This is a genomic window from Hymenobacter montanus (assembly GCF_014699115.1).
In the GTDB taxonomy this organism is placed as follows: domain Bacteria; phylum Bacteroidota; class Bacteroidia; order Cytophagales; family Hymenobacteraceae; genus Hymenobacter; species Hymenobacter montanus.
In genome coordinates, this window is record NZ_JACXAD010000012.1 from 1 (window position 1) to 15,092 (window position 15,092).

Here is a 15,092-nt window from a genome sequence, read left to right on the forward strand (position 1 = left end):
CTGGCCGCGGTTCGGAAGATACGCTGACCCAGGTACCACAGCCCGGCCTGAATGCGCTTGTTGGTGGCCAGCAGAAACAGCACGAACAGCGTCCCCAGCCCGATGCCCAGCTTGACGGTATCGAAAACGATGTCGACTAAATACGGAACAATCAGGCCCCAGTAGTAAACGCCCATTCCGGCGAGCAGAGCCACGAACGACCAGGCGGCTACTTTTTCGGGTTTTTGCCAGGAGGGCAAGCCGTCGGCCGGGGAAGGCGGGCCAAGTAAGGGTGTATTCATCAATAAAAAAGGTTATTTAGAAGCGGTGCCAGCAGCGTTCAAAAACGATTCCGCCGCCTTGTGGTGGGCTTGCAGCTCGGCCAGCGCCGCCGAATTAGCCAGCTCGTAGGAAGCCAGCGCGGCCTGCGTTTTCTGGCGCTCTTCGGCTAGTTGCTGCTGCGTTTGCACCAGTTGCTGCTGCTTGGCTTGGAGCTGACGGGTGAGCTCGGCCAGTTCGGCCGCCAGCTTTTTTTCCTGAGCCGTGAGCTGCACCACGGTGCTGGGAGCCGCGCCGGGCCCGGTTGCCTCGCCCATCTTCTCGCGGTGTCGGGCCAGCACTTTTTCACGGTCGGTGGCCAGGACTTGCTCAAATTGGGAAGCCGAGGCCAGCAGGCTGGGCACCGTGCCGCCGTTTACGGCCGAGAATGCATTAAAGGCCGTCTGATAAAGCAGCGGCCCCGACATACCGGCCGCTGCCATGCTCTTCACCATTTTCATGTACGCGCTAAAATCCTTGCCGTCGCCGGCCAGTAAGCCCGCGATGTGGTCGAGGTGGCGCTGTTCCGCCTGCGTTACGGTTGGGGCGGCAAATGGTGCGGCCGGAGCCGCGAAAGGGGCTGCCGTCGCACGCGGCGCCGCGGTCGAGGCCCCGTACTGGGTAGTTGGCGGAGTAGTCGGTGGAGTCGGTCCTTCCTCAGGCTCAATAAAAAAATCTTTAGCGGCGTTGGTGAGCTTATCGAAGATTTCCATGAAAATATAAAGAGAATGAGAGTAAGACGGATGACCCGTGAAAGCGCCAAAGACCAATCAATGTACCAGTGGTAAAAGATTGGGCTAAAAACCTCTGCGACGGTTCAAAGGTAAAGATATGGGGCAATTCAGCCGGTTGTAAAAAAAAGCAGCATAAAAGCCTATCGGGGCCTTGCTTGCAAGAGCCCACCTGAACATAGGCCATATTCCCGCCACCGGAGCCGGGTTCGGGGACTTGGCTGGCAATAGAAAAGGGGAGACAAAAAAAGGGAGTAGAGACATACAATGTCTCTACTCCCTTACTCCCTTACCTAAAGCAGCCGGCAACGGCTTTATTTGGACGCTTGACTGGCCAGCCAAGCCTCACGCAAGGTTTTTTGGTTGGGCGAATACACCATCTTCTCGACGCCTTCCACGGGCTTCACTTGCACGTTGGGGTCTTCGGCCAAGATGAGCTGCGTGGTTCTTTCTACCCCGCCGCGGGTTTTCACCCTTACGAATACCACGTCGTTGGGCGAGTGCGTATGCAATATGGCATCAAGGTCGCCCGCGGACTTAATCTCCTTGCCATCGAGCATCATAAGGTGGTCGCCGCGGTCGATGCCCGCTTTGTAAAGGCCCGAGCCAATCTGCGCGTTGTAGGCCACGATGCAACGGCCCTGCTCGTCGAATTCCACCTGCCGGGGCAAGGCCGCCCCCAGCACGCGAGTCGGAATAACCACCAAGCCCGCCCCCAGCAGGCTCTCATTGAAGCGGGGCTGCTCGCGGCCGTACACGTACAGCCGGAAGAAGCGGTTGGCAAACACCGTATCCTTGCTCACTTCGCCCAGCACGCGCTGTAAGTCGGGCACGGTATACGGCTTGGTGGGGGCGTAGCCTTCCTGCTGCTTGCCATATTGCTGCCACAGGGCCTGCATGTACTTGTCGAGCGTGGTGCGGTGGTGCTGGCGCAGCTGTAAGTCGAGCACCAGCGCTAGTCCCGCGCCCTGGTCGTAGTAAGACAAGTAGGTGTTCACCGCGTTCGTGGGGTCGCTGCTCGAGGCTTTATCGTTGAACGCTGCTTGGCGGCTCATATCGATGGCCGAGGCGTAACGGGCGCCGGGGCTGTTCTGACGCAGGTTCACCCAGCGGCTGATATCGTCGAAAAACTCTTCGTCCTCAATCAATTTGGCCCGGCGCAGGGATAGTCGGGCGTAGTACTGGGTGAAGCCTTCAGCGAACCACAGCGCGTCGCTCATGTTCACGCGCTGAAAGTCGAACGGCTCCAGGTCTTTCGGCCGCAGGCGCTCCACGTTCCAGGAGTGAAAGAATTCGTGGGCCACCGTGCTGAGGTTTTTCGTGCCGTCTTCGTCGCGCAGGGGCCGTGGGCTCGTCACCGAAGATGAGTTACGGTGTTCCATCCCATCGCTGGTGGCCTGGCTTAAATAGTCCGCTAAGAAGGTGTACCGTCCGAAGTCAAAGGTTGGTAAATCGCCAAAAACGGCTTTTTCCTCTTTCACCACCTTTTGCACCTTCTTGGCGTAGGCATCCAGCTCCGCCGCCGGTCCCAGGTAGAGGGTGGCCAGCTCAATGGTCTGATTACCCTCCTGCCACGTGCGTACCTGCTGAACACCCAGCGACACCGGGCTATCCATCAAATACTGCATGTTGGGGGCTAAAAACAGGTTCTTATCGGCTCCGGGGCGCAGCTGCGTGGCTACTTTCCAGGTAGGGGGCAAGTCGAACTTTATTTCGGCGCTCCGGCCTTCCAGGCCGATGGCGTAGCACAGGGCGGCGGGCAGGTTGAGGTGGGCGTGCTGCTGGTCGATGCCGACGTAAGTGCCATCGGTCTGGTCGCCGTAGAGCGTATAGTTGAACACCACCGTGCCGTCGGCGCCGGGAGTTACGTCCCAGCCGTAGGGGTCGGGCCGGTTAAGGGGCAAGGGGTGGTTGCTGCCGTCGGTGGCCACGGTGTAATACACGTTTTTCGAGAAATCGTGCAGGGAGTAGCGCCCCGGCGAGCTACGCGCCATGCGTACGTGCAGGGGCCCGCTGGGCAACCCCGAGAACGTGGCCGTAACCCGGGCTTCGTGGTGTACCGCATTCGGGAACGACATGGTATAACGCACCGCCGGGCCCTGAACCTCCTTGGCAGGAGCCGGTTGAGCCGCCCCGGGCCCTGGCACCGGGGCTTTCGGGGCCGCCGTTTGTGGCCCCGCGACCTTAGTGGGGGCTGGTGCCAGATCCGGCGCCGGCGCCTTGGCCGGCGCCACAACCTTAGCTGGCCCAACGACTCCCGGGGCCGGGGCTGCCGTTTTAGCGGGAGCTCCCGGCTTGGCGGGAGCCACAGCCTGAGTTGGCGCCCCAGCCTTGGCCGGAGCCAGAACCTTACCTGGGACCACGGCTTTAGCTGGTGCTACCACTTTAGCCGGTGCCCCAACTTTGGCTGGCGCCCACGGCTTCGCGGGAGTTTTGGCCGGCGCCCACGCTTTCGCGGGCGCTTTGGCCGGTACTCCAGCTTTGGCCGGAACCCACGCCTTTGCGGGCGCTTTGGCTGGTGCCCCAGCTTTGGCGGGAGCCCACGCCTTCGCGGGCGCTTTGGCCTTCGGCGGAACCGGTGCTTGGGTTTGGGCTTGAACTTTGATTGGCCCCACCCCCAGGACCATTAAAGCAGTAACGGTAGCGATGTGCTTCATGAACGAAAATGATGTGAAAACAAGGAACGCAGCAGGCTTTTAAGGCTAAGCCAGTCGGTAAAATTGAGCAAAAGTTACAGCAAAAACACTGAGCCGACCCCGCTCAACCCACTCGCTGCTCATAAAACCAGGTTTCAGCTTCCTTAAAAAAGGAATATCAACTAGCAAAGGTGCGGCGGGAAGCTGACTGTTCGACGAAGACTACTCCTTCGACGGCACCGGCGAAAAAAGTTTCGCTGGTGGTTGGCTCCAGCCCCAGGCAGCCGAGGGCCCGGGGCAAGTTCGGCAGTTCCCGGGCTCGCAGCCCCGTCGTCAGCCGGAAAAAAGCGTACATCAACGTCAGCAGGACCCGCCGCCAGCCGCCCCCGGCCGGCCGGAAATCAGCCAGCAGCCAGGGGGCCCCGGGGCGTTGGGCGGCCCGCAGCCGCGCCAGCGCGGCGTCGAACTCGGTCGCGGCCAGGCAGTCGAGGACGAAAAACGTGACAATCACGTCAAAACGGTCGGCGGGGCCGAGGTGGTGCTGAGTACCGTGCCGAAACTCAACTTGGGGTGCGGCCCCGGGGGACTCGCGCCCGAGCCGGTGGCGGGCCCGGGCGAGCATGTTGGGCGAGGCTTCCAGGTAAAGCACCGTGGCCCGGGGCCGGCGCCGCAATACCTCGGTGAGGACCCAGCCCGTACCCCCGCCCAGGATGAGCACGTGGGGCGCCCCGGCCGGCAGCCCCCTCAAGGCCGCCCGTTGCGCTCTTTTCAGCGCGGGCCCAAATACCAGGCCGGCTAGGGCGTCGTAGCACCACGCCACCCGGTCGAAGCCAGTGGGCCGCTCGGCGCTCGGGGCAGCTTGGAAAGAACCAGCGGGGAGATCAGACATGCCGGAATGCGGAAGTCGCAGAAAAAAATTAGGCTGGCAAGTAACTGAAAAACAAAGGTCGGTAAGCCGGCATCCTCTTACAATCGGAAAAAAATGAGCCAGGGGTTGTATCGCTGTAACCCGAAGACGTATCTTTGCACCATCAAAAGGCCGCACTGCTTAACGAGGAGAGCGGTTTTTTGTCCTACTGCATGCGCTTGTGGCGAAATTGGTAGACGCGCTGTCTTCAGGCGGCAGTTCCGCAAGGTGTGGGAGTTCGAGTCTCCCCGAGCGCACGTTTAAAAAGCCAGCCCAAGGAAGGGCTGGCTTTTTTCGTTTTGCGTATGTAGTCGCGGTTTTGCTTTTCCCCTGCGTCGGCACCCCGTCCCATGAACCGTTTCCCCTCCCGGCTACTGCCCCTGGCTGGCCTGCTCACCGTCGAAATCGCGCTCGGGGCGGGGCTGTTCGTGGTGGCGTTTGCCATCTTCTTCTACCTGAGCCGGGTGGTGTTTGTGCAGCACTCCATGGCCCTGGACAACTGGGCTGCGGGCGTGGTCGACCGCTGGCGGCACGCGGCCCCGGGCCTGACGGCCCCGGTCCGGTTCGTGACCTTCTTCGCCTCGCTGCCTTTTCTACTGCCCGCCGGCATAGTGGTGCCGCTGCTGCTGCGCTGGGCCGGTCGGCCACGGGCGGCGCAGGAGCTGGTAGTAGCCATGTTGGGCGGCGTGCTGCTCAACCAATTGCTGAAATGGTATTTTGGGCGGCCCCGCCCCAGCAATGCTCTGCTGCAGTCGCTGGGGCTGAGCTTCCCCAGCGGCCACGCCATGCTGGGGATGACTTTCTACGGCGGCCTGGCCTGGGTGCTGGCGCGGTATTTTGGTCGCCGCGGCTGGGCCGTGCCCTTGCTGCTCTGGGTGGGGTTGATTGGCCTTACGCGAGTGTACTTGCACGTGCACTACGCCACCGACGTGCTGGCCGGCTTTGCGGGCGGCGCCGGCTGGTTGGTCGTTTGCCGGGCAGGCTTACGGCTGTTTCGGAAGGAAGAAGGGGAGGTGCTGGGCGAATGAGCCGCTCCCGGCCGGCCTCGTGTGCCCCGGGCAGTACGGCATCTACCTCACAGCTTTACCCGCACCCGCAGGGCCAGCAGGCCTTTTACGCCCTGCAGCTCTTCCAGCTCCAGCTCTTCCACGCCGGGCTCCAGCAGGCGGCGGTCCTGGAGGTAGTCGATGTATTCGTAGTACTCCACGGCCTCCCGGGTTTGGGTGTATACCAACGCAATGGTGCCGGGTTGGGTCAGGCGTTCGCCGGTGCCCAGCAGGGTGGCTTTGTCAATGCGCTTTTTGATGATTTCGTAGCGGATGTTGTACGCGCCGTCGACGTCGAACTGCCGCTCGTCCTGCCGGAACCGGATGTCGAGCGGTTGGCCGTGGATGAGGATGAGCTGGGTGGTGTCGAGCGGCACGGGCAGGGTTTCCTTCAGCGCCGCCGTGCGCCGCGTAATCTCCACCATGGTCAGCAGCTGCCACAGGCGCAGGTTTTTCAGAAAGACCAAGTCGAAGGGCTTGTTTTGAACCAGCGTGCTGCCCACGTAGATGTTGAATTCCACGCCATCGGTCTTAGAGCGGTGGAAGTAGTGCGGATACATCAGCTGGGCCTTTTCTTCTTCTTCGTCAAGGTAGTCGCTCACCGCGTCGTTGAGGGCGGTCACGCTCTTCTCGAAGTCCTGCCGACGCTTGTACAGGATGCCCAGCTTGGAGTCGATGTTGCTCCAGTACTTGGTGATGATGGGGCGCAGCTCGGGCGTGTGCCGGGCCAGGTACTCGAACAAGGGCTCCACCTCCCGCTTCAGCGAGTCGTAGATGTTGGCCTCGTCGCCGGTGAGCATGCCCTCGCGCAGGCGCTTAAGGTGTTTGGTGACGTAGAATTTCAGCTCATCGAGAATGGGTAGCTGCTGGCATTCCAGGGCTTTCTTCAGGACTTTATCCGCCAGGTTGAGGTGCTCGATCAGGTCGCCCTGGATGGCCTCGTTGCGGGCCGTGCTGCTGCCCCGGATGTCGCAGGAGCCGTGCATGGGGTACACTTCCTCGAACACGATGGGCTCCATTTCGGCCGTGCGGTTGCCGGCGTCGAGCTTGGCGAGCAGGTTGCGCGCCGCGTCCATAAACCGCCATTCCATGGTGGGATGGATGGCGGTAAATTTTTCCCGGATGATGGCCTGCACCCGGGTTTGCAGCTCTTCGGCGTTGCGCTTCACGGCTACGGCAAACAAGGGAATAAACTGGGCCACCTTGTCCATGTCAAACTCATCCAAGCCCCCCACGTGGGGCGAGCCCAGCTCGAGCAGGCCCACTGTGTCGTTGCCGTAGGGCAGCAGCGCCAAGATGGCGGAATGAATGCCCAGCCCGAGAATTTGCGCCCGCAGGTCTTCGGGAATGTCGGCCGTGGCCACATCCTTCAGCACCAAGGGTTCCCGCTCCTGGAGCAGCCGGTCATAAATCAACCGGAAGCTGCTGTCGGCCGACTGGTGCGCTACCTTTTTGGTGAGGAAGCTGTGGTTGATTTTGCGGCCAAAATCCTCGAAGACCCGTTTTTTTTCGTCGTACGCCGCAATGCCTAGCTGTAGCGTCGGTTGGGCAAACAGCACCCGCAGCTTCTCCTGGATCTGCTCGAAGCGGGCCGGGGTCTGCAGCACGTCGTGCTCCAGCAGGTCGTACTTCAGCTCGGACAGAATCTCCTGATCGGTCACGTCCACCAGTTGAAGGAAGTTGAAGCCTTCCAGCTCAAAGTGCTCGGGCGGCAGCAGCTCCCGCCAGTACTCCGGTCGGTGGCGGTTGTGAATCAGCATTTCGATCTGCTCGGGCGTGAGGGCCGGCGGCTCGCCCACGACCTTGACGGTCACAAAGTCCGAGTTAAAATCTACCCCGTAATGCCGGTAAAGACCAATCTGGTAGTCGGGCACGGTAAAAATGATGGTGCCCAGCGACGGCAAGCTGGCTCCGTATACCCGGTGCAGCACGAAGTGGTAAGCCATCAGCCCGAGTTGCCGCTCCATGGTGGGCAAGTCAATATTCAGCGGCTGCTTGATGGTGCCATCCTTATTGAGCATCACCTCCGCAAAGTGGCGCGTCGCGTAAAAACAGTGCCGTTGAAAAGGGCCCACCACCCCGCTGATGTCAGTAGCAAACGAGGCGGGTGGGAAGATGGCCAGCATCAGGGCCTCCACCAAGTCACGGTTGCATTCCAGAATGCTGAAATCACTGAGCGGGCCCCGGCATAAGGGCGCTTGGGCTACTTGTTCGCCAATGGCCCGGGCCAGCTGGGCAATACCCGCGTTGCGGGCGTCTTCCCGCTGCTGCCAATAGGCAATGAGGGGTTCCAGGCTGAGTGTAGAGCGAAAAGGGAAAGCGGGCCTGCGGGGCGCAAGCACCGGGGAGTCCAGCGGGAGGATGGGTTCAGCAGGCATAGAGACGAAAAACACGGGTTTCCGGCCAATCGTTGCAGCGCGGCAGCCCTTATACGCCAAGTGCTGGCGGCCCGACTATCTGGGTTTAGTAATGGTGAGAACAGGGTTGGGCTTCAGGTCCTGCCCAACGGGCTCATTGTTTATAAAGACCGTTTTCTGGGTGTTTTTATAGTAGGTGCAGCACGCCGCGCCCTCCAGGCTGCCCCGGAGCTGAACGCTGTCAATGGTGAGGACCGGGGTGGCCACTCGTCGGGTCCCGGGTACCCCCTGCAGGTACTGAATTACGTAGCGGTACCGATTAAGCTTAGCCGTGCCGGTTTGCGCAAAAGGAGTGTTGTTATTCAGTACGATAGTGTCGCGCGCTTGCGCCGAGGTTCGCCGCAGGATAACGACTTCGGGTTTGGTGGTCGGCGTAAACTTCCGCGGGTAGCGCTGGATGATAATCGTGTCCAGCTCGGCCGCGGTGAAGCTCCGGCTGCCGTCGATCGAAAAGCGCAGCAGAATGTTATCCTCCCGGCTGTCATCCCGGTCGCAGACGTTGTTGGCGCAACAGCTGCCGAGCAGCAGAGCCAGGCTCAGTAGGAGGGCAGCAGCGTATCGGAAGGGTGAGGAGTAAGCCATGACAAGCCCAAAGGTAAGGCCCGCCGCCCCGACCGCTCACCCCGAACCAGGAGCAGTGGGGCCGCGGGCCACCGGTGCGGCGGGCCAGGGCCGCGCCCCGGTTGGGTCTTAGCGACTGCCCGTCACTATGGAGGAAGAAGGTACTGTCGGGCTCTCCACGGGGCTGCCGGATAACAACAGCGGGCGCAGGCGGGCAGTGGCCGTGTCCAGCTGAGGGCGAATCTCGGCCATGGCGCCCCGCAAAGCCAGGATGTCGGCCAGACGAGGGGCCACGGTTTGCGAATAGCCGTGATACATGGCGACTTTCACTTCGGAGTTGCCGGTGCCCGTGTAGGTGCCCAGCAAGTTGCCGGCGGCGTCGCTCACTTGCACTTCGGCCTGCAAGGTGGTTTTGTACCATTCCAGCGGCATCCCGAATAAGGACGGCGACATCAGCAGTAGTATTTGGAAGGCCTGAATACCCCGGCCCGTCCGTCGGGTGCGCACCTTCCGCACAACCAGCTTCGCGTAGCCGTACGTGGTCGAGTCGGTGGGCTCCATCAGGTTGGTCTCGCATTCTTGCTGAAACAACCGGAGCGGGTCTTCAGGCAGGGCTCCGTCATTCATGGCGAGAGGGCCTTGGTCCGCCAGAATTTCCAGCGCGGGCAGGCGTTTAGTAATGGCCGCGGCCGGCGTGCTCTTCATTACGGTTTTGACCGACACGCACGCGGGCACCAGCAGCAGGAACGGCACCAACGCTAGCATGACGAATTGACGAGTAGGCTTCATAGAGAGAAGGCAAAAATGCCAGAGAGTAAAAAGAAATGGAATGAAAAAACCAAAGACTCCTTGGTAGATAAGCCCTTCAATAATTGGAGGCTAAAATAAGGGTTCTAATCCAGAGCCCGACTTTTTCTCGGTGAATGGCCTAAAAACACCCCTGATTGGATGAAACAGCAGCGTCTAATTGTACTTTACTTTCGCGCAGGGCGATTGGCTGGCGTCCGGACCGCATCCGGTTGGTGATTTTCCCTCGTGCCGCGCCCGGTAATGTAGCTGGGACAGGTTCACTAAACGCTACGTACGCGTTGAATTCTGCAGTAGGCTGGCTCGGGAAGTGCCAGCCCTCGGGGCTTGGAAAAGTTGGCCCCGGCCTATCTTATTAGGAATTAAAAATTAAAAATGAGGAATTAAAAATTGACCAGCCGATTTTTAATTCTTCATTTTTAATTTTTAATTCCTTTTCGAAAACTGCTCTAAATCAGCCCGTTTTGTTCGGGCGCCTGATAGTTATCAACGAATTCGCCTTCCCAGCGGGCCACCACGGCCGAGGCCAGACAGTTGCCCAGCACGTTGATGGCCGTGCGCGCCATGTCCATCAAGGCATCGATGCCCAGGATGATGAAGACCGGCCAGCTCGGCAGGTTGAAAGACGCCACGGTAGCCAGCAGAATTACCAGCGAGGCCCGGGGCACGCCGGCCACCCCCTTACTGGTGAGCATGAGCGTGAACACCATGAGCAGCTGCTGCCCAAAGGTAAAGGGCACCCCGGCCGCCTGAGCCACGAATACGGCCGCCAAAGACAGGTAGAGCGTGGTGCCATCTAAGTTGAATGAGTAGCCCGTGGGCATCACGAAGGCCACGATGCGGCGCGGAACGCCGATGTTTTCCATGGCTTCCATGGCCCGCGGCAGGGCGGCCTCCGACGAGGTAGTGGCAAAGGCAATGCTCATCGGCTCCGCCACCGCCGCCATAAAGCGGCGCAGGGGGATGCGCATGAGCAGCGCCACCGGCAGCAGCACCAGCAGGACAAACGCGATGAGGGCCCCGTAAAGGGTGAGCAGCAGCTGAAACGCGTTCAGCAGGGGCGCGAAACCCATCTTGCCCACCGTGTAGGCCAAAGCTCCGCCCACGCCCAGGGGCGCGAAAAACATCACCACGTTCGTGAACTTGAACATGACCTCCGACAAGCTTTCGCACACCTCCAGCATCACGCGGCGGGGCCGCTCGGGCGTGATAGCCAAGCCAATAGCGAACAGAATGGCGAAAATGACCACCTGCAGCACCTGGCCCTCGGCCACCGACTTGGCAATGTTTTCGGGGAAGATGTGCAGGATGATGTCGGCCGCGGTTTGGGGCGGCGCCACGGCCAGGGCCTCTTGCTTTACGCCGGCCTGACTCACCCCCACGCCCGCTTTGGTAAGGTTAATGGCGGCCAGACCGATAAACAGGGCAAACGTGGTAACAATTTCGAAGTAGACGAGCGCCTTCAACCCCATGCGACCCACCTGCTTGAGGTTGGCGTGCCCGGCAATGCCCACCACCAGCGTCGCAAAAACCAGCGGGGCAATGATGGTTTTTACCAGGCGCAGGAAAGCGTCGCTCAAAACTTTAAGGTTGAGGGCCACGCCGGGGGCGTCGTGCCCCAGCTCAATGCCCACCAGCATGCTGACCACAATCCAGAGGGTGAGGGAGCGGCGCGGGGCCACAGCCGCTGCCACCGCTAACAGGGCCAGCCAGCGCGCCGCCAGGGGCAGGGCCGGCGGCAGGGCCCCTGGGTTCTGGGCCGCCCAAACGGTAAATGCAATGGCCAACAACAACAACAAGACAGCCACGAGGGGTAAACGGGATTTCGCCATGCAAGTAAAAAAGGCCGTGAAAACGAAATAAGGGCCTAAAGAACGGCATTATCCAGTCAGTAATCCTGCCGGGCCCCGCGTAATGCGCCCGGGGAACCCAAAAAAGCCCCGCGCTGGTGAGCGCGGGGCGGTGAGCCACCCTGTACCGGTCGGGCCATGAGGGCCGCATATAGTAGGTGGCCAATGTTAACATGGGCCCCTGGCCAAACCCAGGCTGCTGGCCCTTGGGGCCGGGGCTAGGGCTTGGTAGAGCGCGCGGCCGCGCCTGGCCCTGTGCTGCTGGGTTAGTCGAGGCACCCGCCTGGCCTTACAGCGCAGCGTCAGGCTCGCTGCCCGGTCGGGCTTCGCCCACCGTAGGGTGTGCCCCTAACTCAACACCCCTTCAGTTTGCCGTGGCTGGGTGCGGTGAGCTGCTGCGGGCGGGTGTCGCTCCGGGGGCCGCCGGGCGCTCGGGGGAGGCCGCAGCCGCCCCGGGCGCAGCCGTTGGCGCCGCCGCGGGTGCGGCCGATGGCTCCGGGGAAGCGGACAGAGCCGATGGGTTGCGGGTATTGGCAATGAAATCCCCGTTCAGGCTCAGAACGTCGCCTTCCTGAAATTTTACGCGGGTACCATTGGCGAACACGACCGACTTGGAGCGGTAGTCTATCCGAACGCCACTAGGCAACATGATGTCCCTTTCCAAGGGCTTGGTTTTGCTACCATTTCGAATGATTAAGGCATTATCCTGCAACGTGAACCACGGCAGGGAGCCGGCCGATTCGGCAGAGGAAGCTTCCTCGAGCGCTTGAGCCCTGGCCTGAGAAAGGCTGCTGATCGACAACAGAATAATGAGTAGAAACGAGATAAATAAAGGGGATTTCATAATTGATTATAGTAGTTATGGTTAATTTAATTTATTATAAGGTAGGATGTTATAAAGTAGAAAGCCTAACAAAGATACCACGTCAGCGCTTACGCTACCCCAGCCTTGATTATGTTTTAGGTGAAGCGGTGGAAATGCCAAGTTAAAGAGACTATTCGCTCGATCGTGACGGCGAGGGGTGGTTCTTCGCCTTATTTTTGAGCTCCCACTTCCTGGACTCCCTCTGCCACCCATGCCCACTTGGACCCTGACCTCGCACCTGCTGCCCCTGCGCTTTGTTTGGAAAATTTCCCGCAACGCATCGGCTACCAAAACCAATTTGCTGGTGCTGGTGGCGGGCCACGGGCACCGCGGGCTCGGCGAGGCCGCCCCTAATGTGCGCTATGGCGAGTCGCCGGAGCTCTTGCAGCAGCAGTTTGAGTTGCTGCAGGCCCAGGGCTTGTCCGGGATTGATTCGTTGGATGAGCTGGATGCCTTGCTGGGCCGGCAGCCCGTGGCCCACGCCTTGCGCTTCGCCCTGGAAGCCGCCCTGGTGCAGTGGCTGGCCAACCGGGCGGGTCAGCCGGTATGGCAATGGCTGGGGGTGGTGCTGCCTACCCACCGGGTGCCCACCGCCTTTTCGCTGCCCATTATGGAGCCCAGCGCGGTAGCCGGGTTTTTGCGCGAGCAAAACGCGGCCCGCTTCCACTTGCTAAAAATCAAAGTCAACCAGGCGCAAGGGCTTGACTTGCTGCGGGAAGTGGCCCGGGCCCTGCCCGGCCACGCCTTGCTGGTAGATGGCAACGAGACCTGGCCCGACGCCGACGGCGTACTGCAGTTTCTGGAGCAGGCCACCGCCCTGCCGGGGCTGCACCTGCGCCTGCTGGAGCAGCCGTTACCGGCGGACCAAGCCGCAGACTATCGCTACCTGCGGCCCCGTAGCGCCGTGCCGCTGCTGGCCGACGAATCGGTGACCGACACTGCCGATTTCGCCGATATCGCCCAGCAGTTCCACGGGGTGAATGTGAAGCTGATGAAGGCCGGGGGCTTCCGGCGCGGCATAGAGCTGCTGCGCCAAACGCGCGCGCATGGCCTGCTGCCCATGCTGGGCTGTATGGTGGAGACGAGCGTGGGCATTGCGGCGGCCCTGCAAATCAGCTCCCTGGCCGACGTTCACGACCTGGACGGTTTCCTGATTGTGCAGGACGAGCCGTTTGGAGTGGTGGAGGAACAGGCCGGGGAGCTGTTTATCCGCGGGTAACCAATAACTTAATCCGGGGCCATTGGCTGGGCCTCCAGCTGGGCGAGTTGGTCGTCGATGGCTTTCGTATTGGGCAGCTCCGTGCGGCCCTGGCTGAGGAGTTTGACTTTCTGGGTGAGCAAGTCCACCTTTTTACTGAGTAGCCGCACCTGCGCGTCGGCTGCTGACGCTGGAGAAGTCAGGTTAATGTAATTGGCGCTCCGTGGTACGGTACGCATTTGGAGCCCGTCGCATTCGTCGCCTTATTGGCATCGCCCCGGGCGGCTGCCGTGCTGGCTGGGGTGGCGAAGACGGTGCTGCCATCGGCGCGAACAAAGCCGCCTTCCTGCAGGGGAATTTTCTTATCCTTGGGATATAGTTTATTCGGCTGGTATTTGTACTATTTTATAGTTAATTTTGAAGTTGTTAGCCAGCTTGACGTCGTGGGTGAGGGGATCAGCTGGTTACTCTCGCGTTGCACCACTTCGCCGTCTTTGAGCACAAACGGGCTGCGCGCAGTGGTTTTGACAGCGTAGCCGCCCTCCTGCGCCGCCGCGTGATGAGGAGCTGTAACCAAGTAGGCGGCCGCGAGCATCGCGAAGATAAAGTGGTTGATAAAGCAAGGGACAAGCTTAGTATAATAGGATAATACATAGGCTGCCCGGTATTGCATAATCACAATGTCAAAAAAAATAAAGAATTAGCTAAAACGATGTTGTGACGTTAAGTGTAGACCTATAGATTTGCAGGGTTCCGCTGCCTCTTATGAGCAGCGAAGGCGAAATTAACCAGCCGATTTTTCGCAATGAACACCAGTAAGGCTCACATCACTCTTTAAAAACACTTTTATGAAAAAGATTTTACTCTTTATTTTTTTCCTTGCAAGCCTGCAGACGGCTTTTGCACAAGCTCCGGTCATTGAAGGGGATATAAGACTTTGTGCTTATACAAACGGGACCGCTCGCGTAACAAACCCTACATCTGCCAGTTATCAGTGGTATGTAAAAAGGTACTGGTTTAACGAAGCGCCTTATGTGCCAATTCTCGGAGCTACAGGGCCTACTTTTACTTATGACTGGTTTCACTATGATCAGACTCTGCTTAAGGTAGTAGCTACCTTAAATGGTGTAAGTACCGAGTCAAATACTATTCGGATTGACAGTTATGCATTTGCTGGATTAACAATAGCAACGCCTGTAACGCCATTTCTTGTTTATAACTCACAAGCGGGTCTTTGGTATCTTTGTCCGGGGCATAGCGTTGATATACGCATGAACAACCCTCCCTATAGTATTATTCAATGGTATAAAAACGGCCAGCCAATTCCCGGAGCCATTTCAGCGACTTATACCATTTCCGAACCTGGAAATTATTATGTTGTTGCGTCCCCTGGTTTATGCCCAAATCTTTCTTTTCAAGAGCCAGGTAGTGGGATGAGGGTAGTCTGGAATCCTAATCCAAATAGCTGCAATGCTCTAGGGACTGCTAATCCCGAAATGGAGTTGGTTGTAAATTTATATCCTAATCCGGCAAAAGACAGACTTACTTTAGAACTGCCTCATAATGCAAATTTTACAAGTTATAGCATTCTAGATATTTCCGGTAAGGTTATAAGCCATGATAATCTGTCTCTATCAAATACGGCTATTAAAACCGGCCAGTTAAAGACCGGCCATTTATCAAGCGGTTTTTATATGCTTAGGCTGGAAGGAGAAAAAACAAGTATCTTCAAAAAATTTATTAAAGAGTAGTAATGAAAAAAATCTTGCTGCCCGCC

15 protein-coding genes and 1 tRNA gene are annotated in these 15,092 nt (G+C 59.2%); 4 read left to right on the forward strand and 12 right to left on the reverse strand.

The genetic code is table 11. From position 1 onward, the window contains the following. From IC235_RS11735 to IC235_RS11755, 5 genes are all read right to left on the reverse strand, one after another. On the reverse strand, window positions 1–281 hold a 281-nt coding region (locus IC235_RS11735; RefSeq protein WP_191005373.1), incomplete at its 3' end, for a hypothetical protein. 12 nt (window positions 282–293) lie between these two features. Next, window positions 294–1,010 (reverse strand): hypothetical protein, encoded by a 717-nt coding sequence (locus tag IC235_RS11740; RefSeq protein WP_191005374.1) that lies wholly within the window; start codon window positions 1,008–1,010, stop codon window positions 294–296. A gap of 332 nt (window positions 1,011–1,342) precedes the next feature. Further along, window positions 1,343–3,337 carry a M61 family metallopeptidase gene (locus IC235_RS11745; protein ID WP_191005375.1) on the reverse strand — a complete coding sequence of 665 codons (1,995 nt, stop codon included), beginning with the start codon at window positions 3,335–3,337 and terminating at the stop codon, window positions 1,343–1,345. 76 nt (window positions 3,338–3,413) lie between these two features. Then, window positions 3,414–3,572 (reverse strand): hypothetical protein, encoded by a 159-nt coding sequence (locus IC235_RS11750; RefSeq protein WP_191005376.1) that lies wholly within the window; start codon window positions 3,570–3,572, stop codon window positions 3,414–3,416. Between the two features lie 270 nt (window positions 3,573–3,842). Further along, a complete protein-coding gene (locus IC235_RS11755) occupies window positions 3,843–4,553 on the reverse strand; it encodes a class I SAM-dependent methyltransferase (RefSeq protein ID WP_191005377.1) in 711 nt (236 codons plus the stop codon). Window positions 4,554–4,746: 193 nt separating this feature from the next. Between IC235_RS11755 and IC235_RS11760 the strand changes: the two genes are divergently transcribed. After that, window positions 4,747–4,828: transfer RNA gene (locus IC235_RS11760), tRNA-Leu, on the forward strand. A 93-nt stretch (window positions 4,829–4,921) separates the two neighbouring features. Next, the gene (locus IC235_RS11765) at window positions 4,922–5,599 is read left to right on the forward strand and encodes a phosphatase PAP2 family protein (protein WP_191005378.1); all 678 of its coding nucleotides are present in this window, start codon (window positions 4,922–4,924) and stop codon (window positions 5,597–5,599) included. A 47-nt stretch (window positions 5,600–5,646) separates the two neighbouring features. Here IC235_RS11765 and IC235_RS11770 read toward each other — a convergent pair whose 3' ends face one another. From IC235_RS11770 to IC235_RS11790, 5 genes are all read right to left on the reverse strand, one after another. Beyond that, entirely contained in the window at window positions 5,647–7,995 is a 2,349-nt protein-coding gene (locus IC235_RS11770) for a GAF domain-containing protein (protein WP_191005379.1), read from the reverse strand. 75 nt (window positions 7,996–8,070) lie between these two features. Continuing rightward, the gene (locus IC235_RS11775) at window positions 8,071–8,616 is read right to left on the reverse strand and encodes a hypothetical protein (RefSeq protein ID WP_191005380.1); all 546 of its coding nucleotides are present in this window, start codon (window positions 8,614–8,616) and stop codon (window positions 8,071–8,073) included. Between the two features lie 108 nt (window positions 8,617–8,724). Next, a complete protein-coding gene (locus IC235_RS11780) occupies window positions 8,725–9,384 on the reverse strand; it encodes a hypothetical protein (RefSeq protein ID WP_191005381.1) in 660 nt (219 codons plus the stop codon). Window positions 9,385–9,851: 467 nt separating this feature from the next. Next, a complete protein-coding gene (locus tag IC235_RS11785; protein WP_191005382.1) occupies window positions 9,852–11,234 on the reverse strand; it encodes a dicarboxylate/amino acid:cation symporter in 1,383 nt (460 codons plus the stop codon). 382 nt (window positions 11,235–11,616) lie between these two features. Next, a complete protein-coding gene (locus IC235_RS11790; protein ID WP_191005383.1) occupies window positions 11,617–12,096 on the reverse strand; it encodes a hypothetical protein in 480 nt (159 codons plus the stop codon). A gap of 232 nt (window positions 12,097–12,328) precedes the next feature. On the opposite strand from IC235_RS11790, the gene IC235_RS11795 reads away from it, so the two are divergent. Then, on the forward strand, window positions 12,329–13,336 hold the full coding sequence (locus tag IC235_RS11795; protein ID WP_191005384.1) for an enolase C-terminal domain-like protein: 1,008 nt from the start codon (window positions 12,329–12,331) through the stop codon (window positions 13,334–13,336). Between the two features lie 8 nt (window positions 13,337–13,344). On the opposite strand, the gene IC235_RS11800 is transcribed toward IC235_RS11795, so the two are convergent. Both IC235_RS11800 and IC235_RS11805 read right to left on the reverse strand, forming a co-directional pair. Next, the gene (locus IC235_RS11800) at window positions 13,345–13,554 is read right to left on the reverse strand and encodes a hypothetical protein (RefSeq protein ID WP_191005385.1); all 210 of its coding nucleotides are present in this window, start codon (window positions 13,552–13,554) and stop codon (window positions 13,345–13,347) included. A gap of 161 nt (window positions 13,555–13,715) precedes the next feature. Then, window positions 13,716–13,988, reverse strand: coding sequence for a hypothetical protein (locus IC235_RS11805; RefSeq protein WP_191005386.1), 273 nt, complete (start codon window positions 13,986–13,988; stop codon window positions 13,716–13,718). Between the two features lie 175 nt (window positions 13,989–14,163). Here IC235_RS11805 and IC235_RS11810 point away from each other — a divergent pair, with 175 nt between their 5' ends. Beyond that, window positions 14,164–15,066 (forward strand): T9SS type A sorting domain-containing protein, encoded by a 903-nt coding sequence (locus IC235_RS11810; protein WP_191005387.1) that lies wholly within the window; start codon window positions 14,164–14,166, stop codon window positions 15,064–15,066. The last annotated feature ends 26 nt before the right edge of the window (window positions 15,067–15,092 follow it).

Bases quoted from the DNA above. Each gene is read 5' to 3' on its own strand.
- IC235_RS11755 (WP_191005377.1), bottom strand. From the start codon at position 4,553: ATGTCTGATCTCCCCGCTGGTTCTTTCCAAGCTGCCCCGAGCGCCGAG.
- IC235_RS11805 (WP_191005386.1), bottom strand. From the start codon at position 13,988: ATGCAATACCGGGCAGCCTATGTATTATCCTATTATACTAAGCTTGTC.
- IC235_RS11790 (WP_191005383.1), bottom strand. From the start codon at position 12,096: ATGAAATCCCCTTTATTTATCTCGTTTCTACTCATTATTCTGTTGTCG.
- IC235_RS11775 (WP_191005380.1), bottom strand. From the start codon at position 8,616: ATGGCTTACTCCTCACCCTTCCGATACGCTGCTGCCCTCCTACTGAGC.
- IC235_RS11770 (WP_191005379.1), bottom strand. From the start codon at position 7,995: ATGCCTGCTGAACCCATCCTCCCGCTGGACTCCCCGGTGCTTGCGCCC.
- IC235_RS11800 (WP_191005385.1), bottom strand. From the start codon at position 13,554: ATGCGTACCGTACCACGGAGCGCCAATTACATTAACCTGACTTCTCCA.
- IC235_RS11785 (WP_191005382.1), bottom strand. From the start codon at position 11,234: ATGGCGAAATCCCGTTTACCCCTCGTGGCTGTCTTGTTGTTGTTGTTG.
- IC235_RS11810 (WP_191005387.1), top strand. From the start codon at position 14,164: ATGAAAAAGATTTTACTCTTTATTTTTTTCCTTGCAAGCCTGCAGACG.
- IC235_RS11795 (WP_191005384.1), top strand. From the start codon at position 12,329: ATGCCCACTTGGACCCTGACCTCGCACCTGCTGCCCCTGCGCTTTGTT.
- IC235_RS11740 (WP_191005374.1), bottom strand. From the start codon at position 1,010: ATGGAAATCTTCGATAAGCTCACCAACGCCGCTAAAGATTTTTTTATT.
- IC235_RS11780 (WP_191005381.1), bottom strand. From the start codon at position 9,384: ATGAAGCCTACTCGTCAATTCGTCATGCTAGCGTTGGTGCCGTTCCTG.
- IC235_RS11765 (WP_191005378.1), top strand. From the start codon at position 4,922: ATGAACCGTTTCCCCTCCCGGCTACTGCCCCTGGCTGGCCTGCTCACC.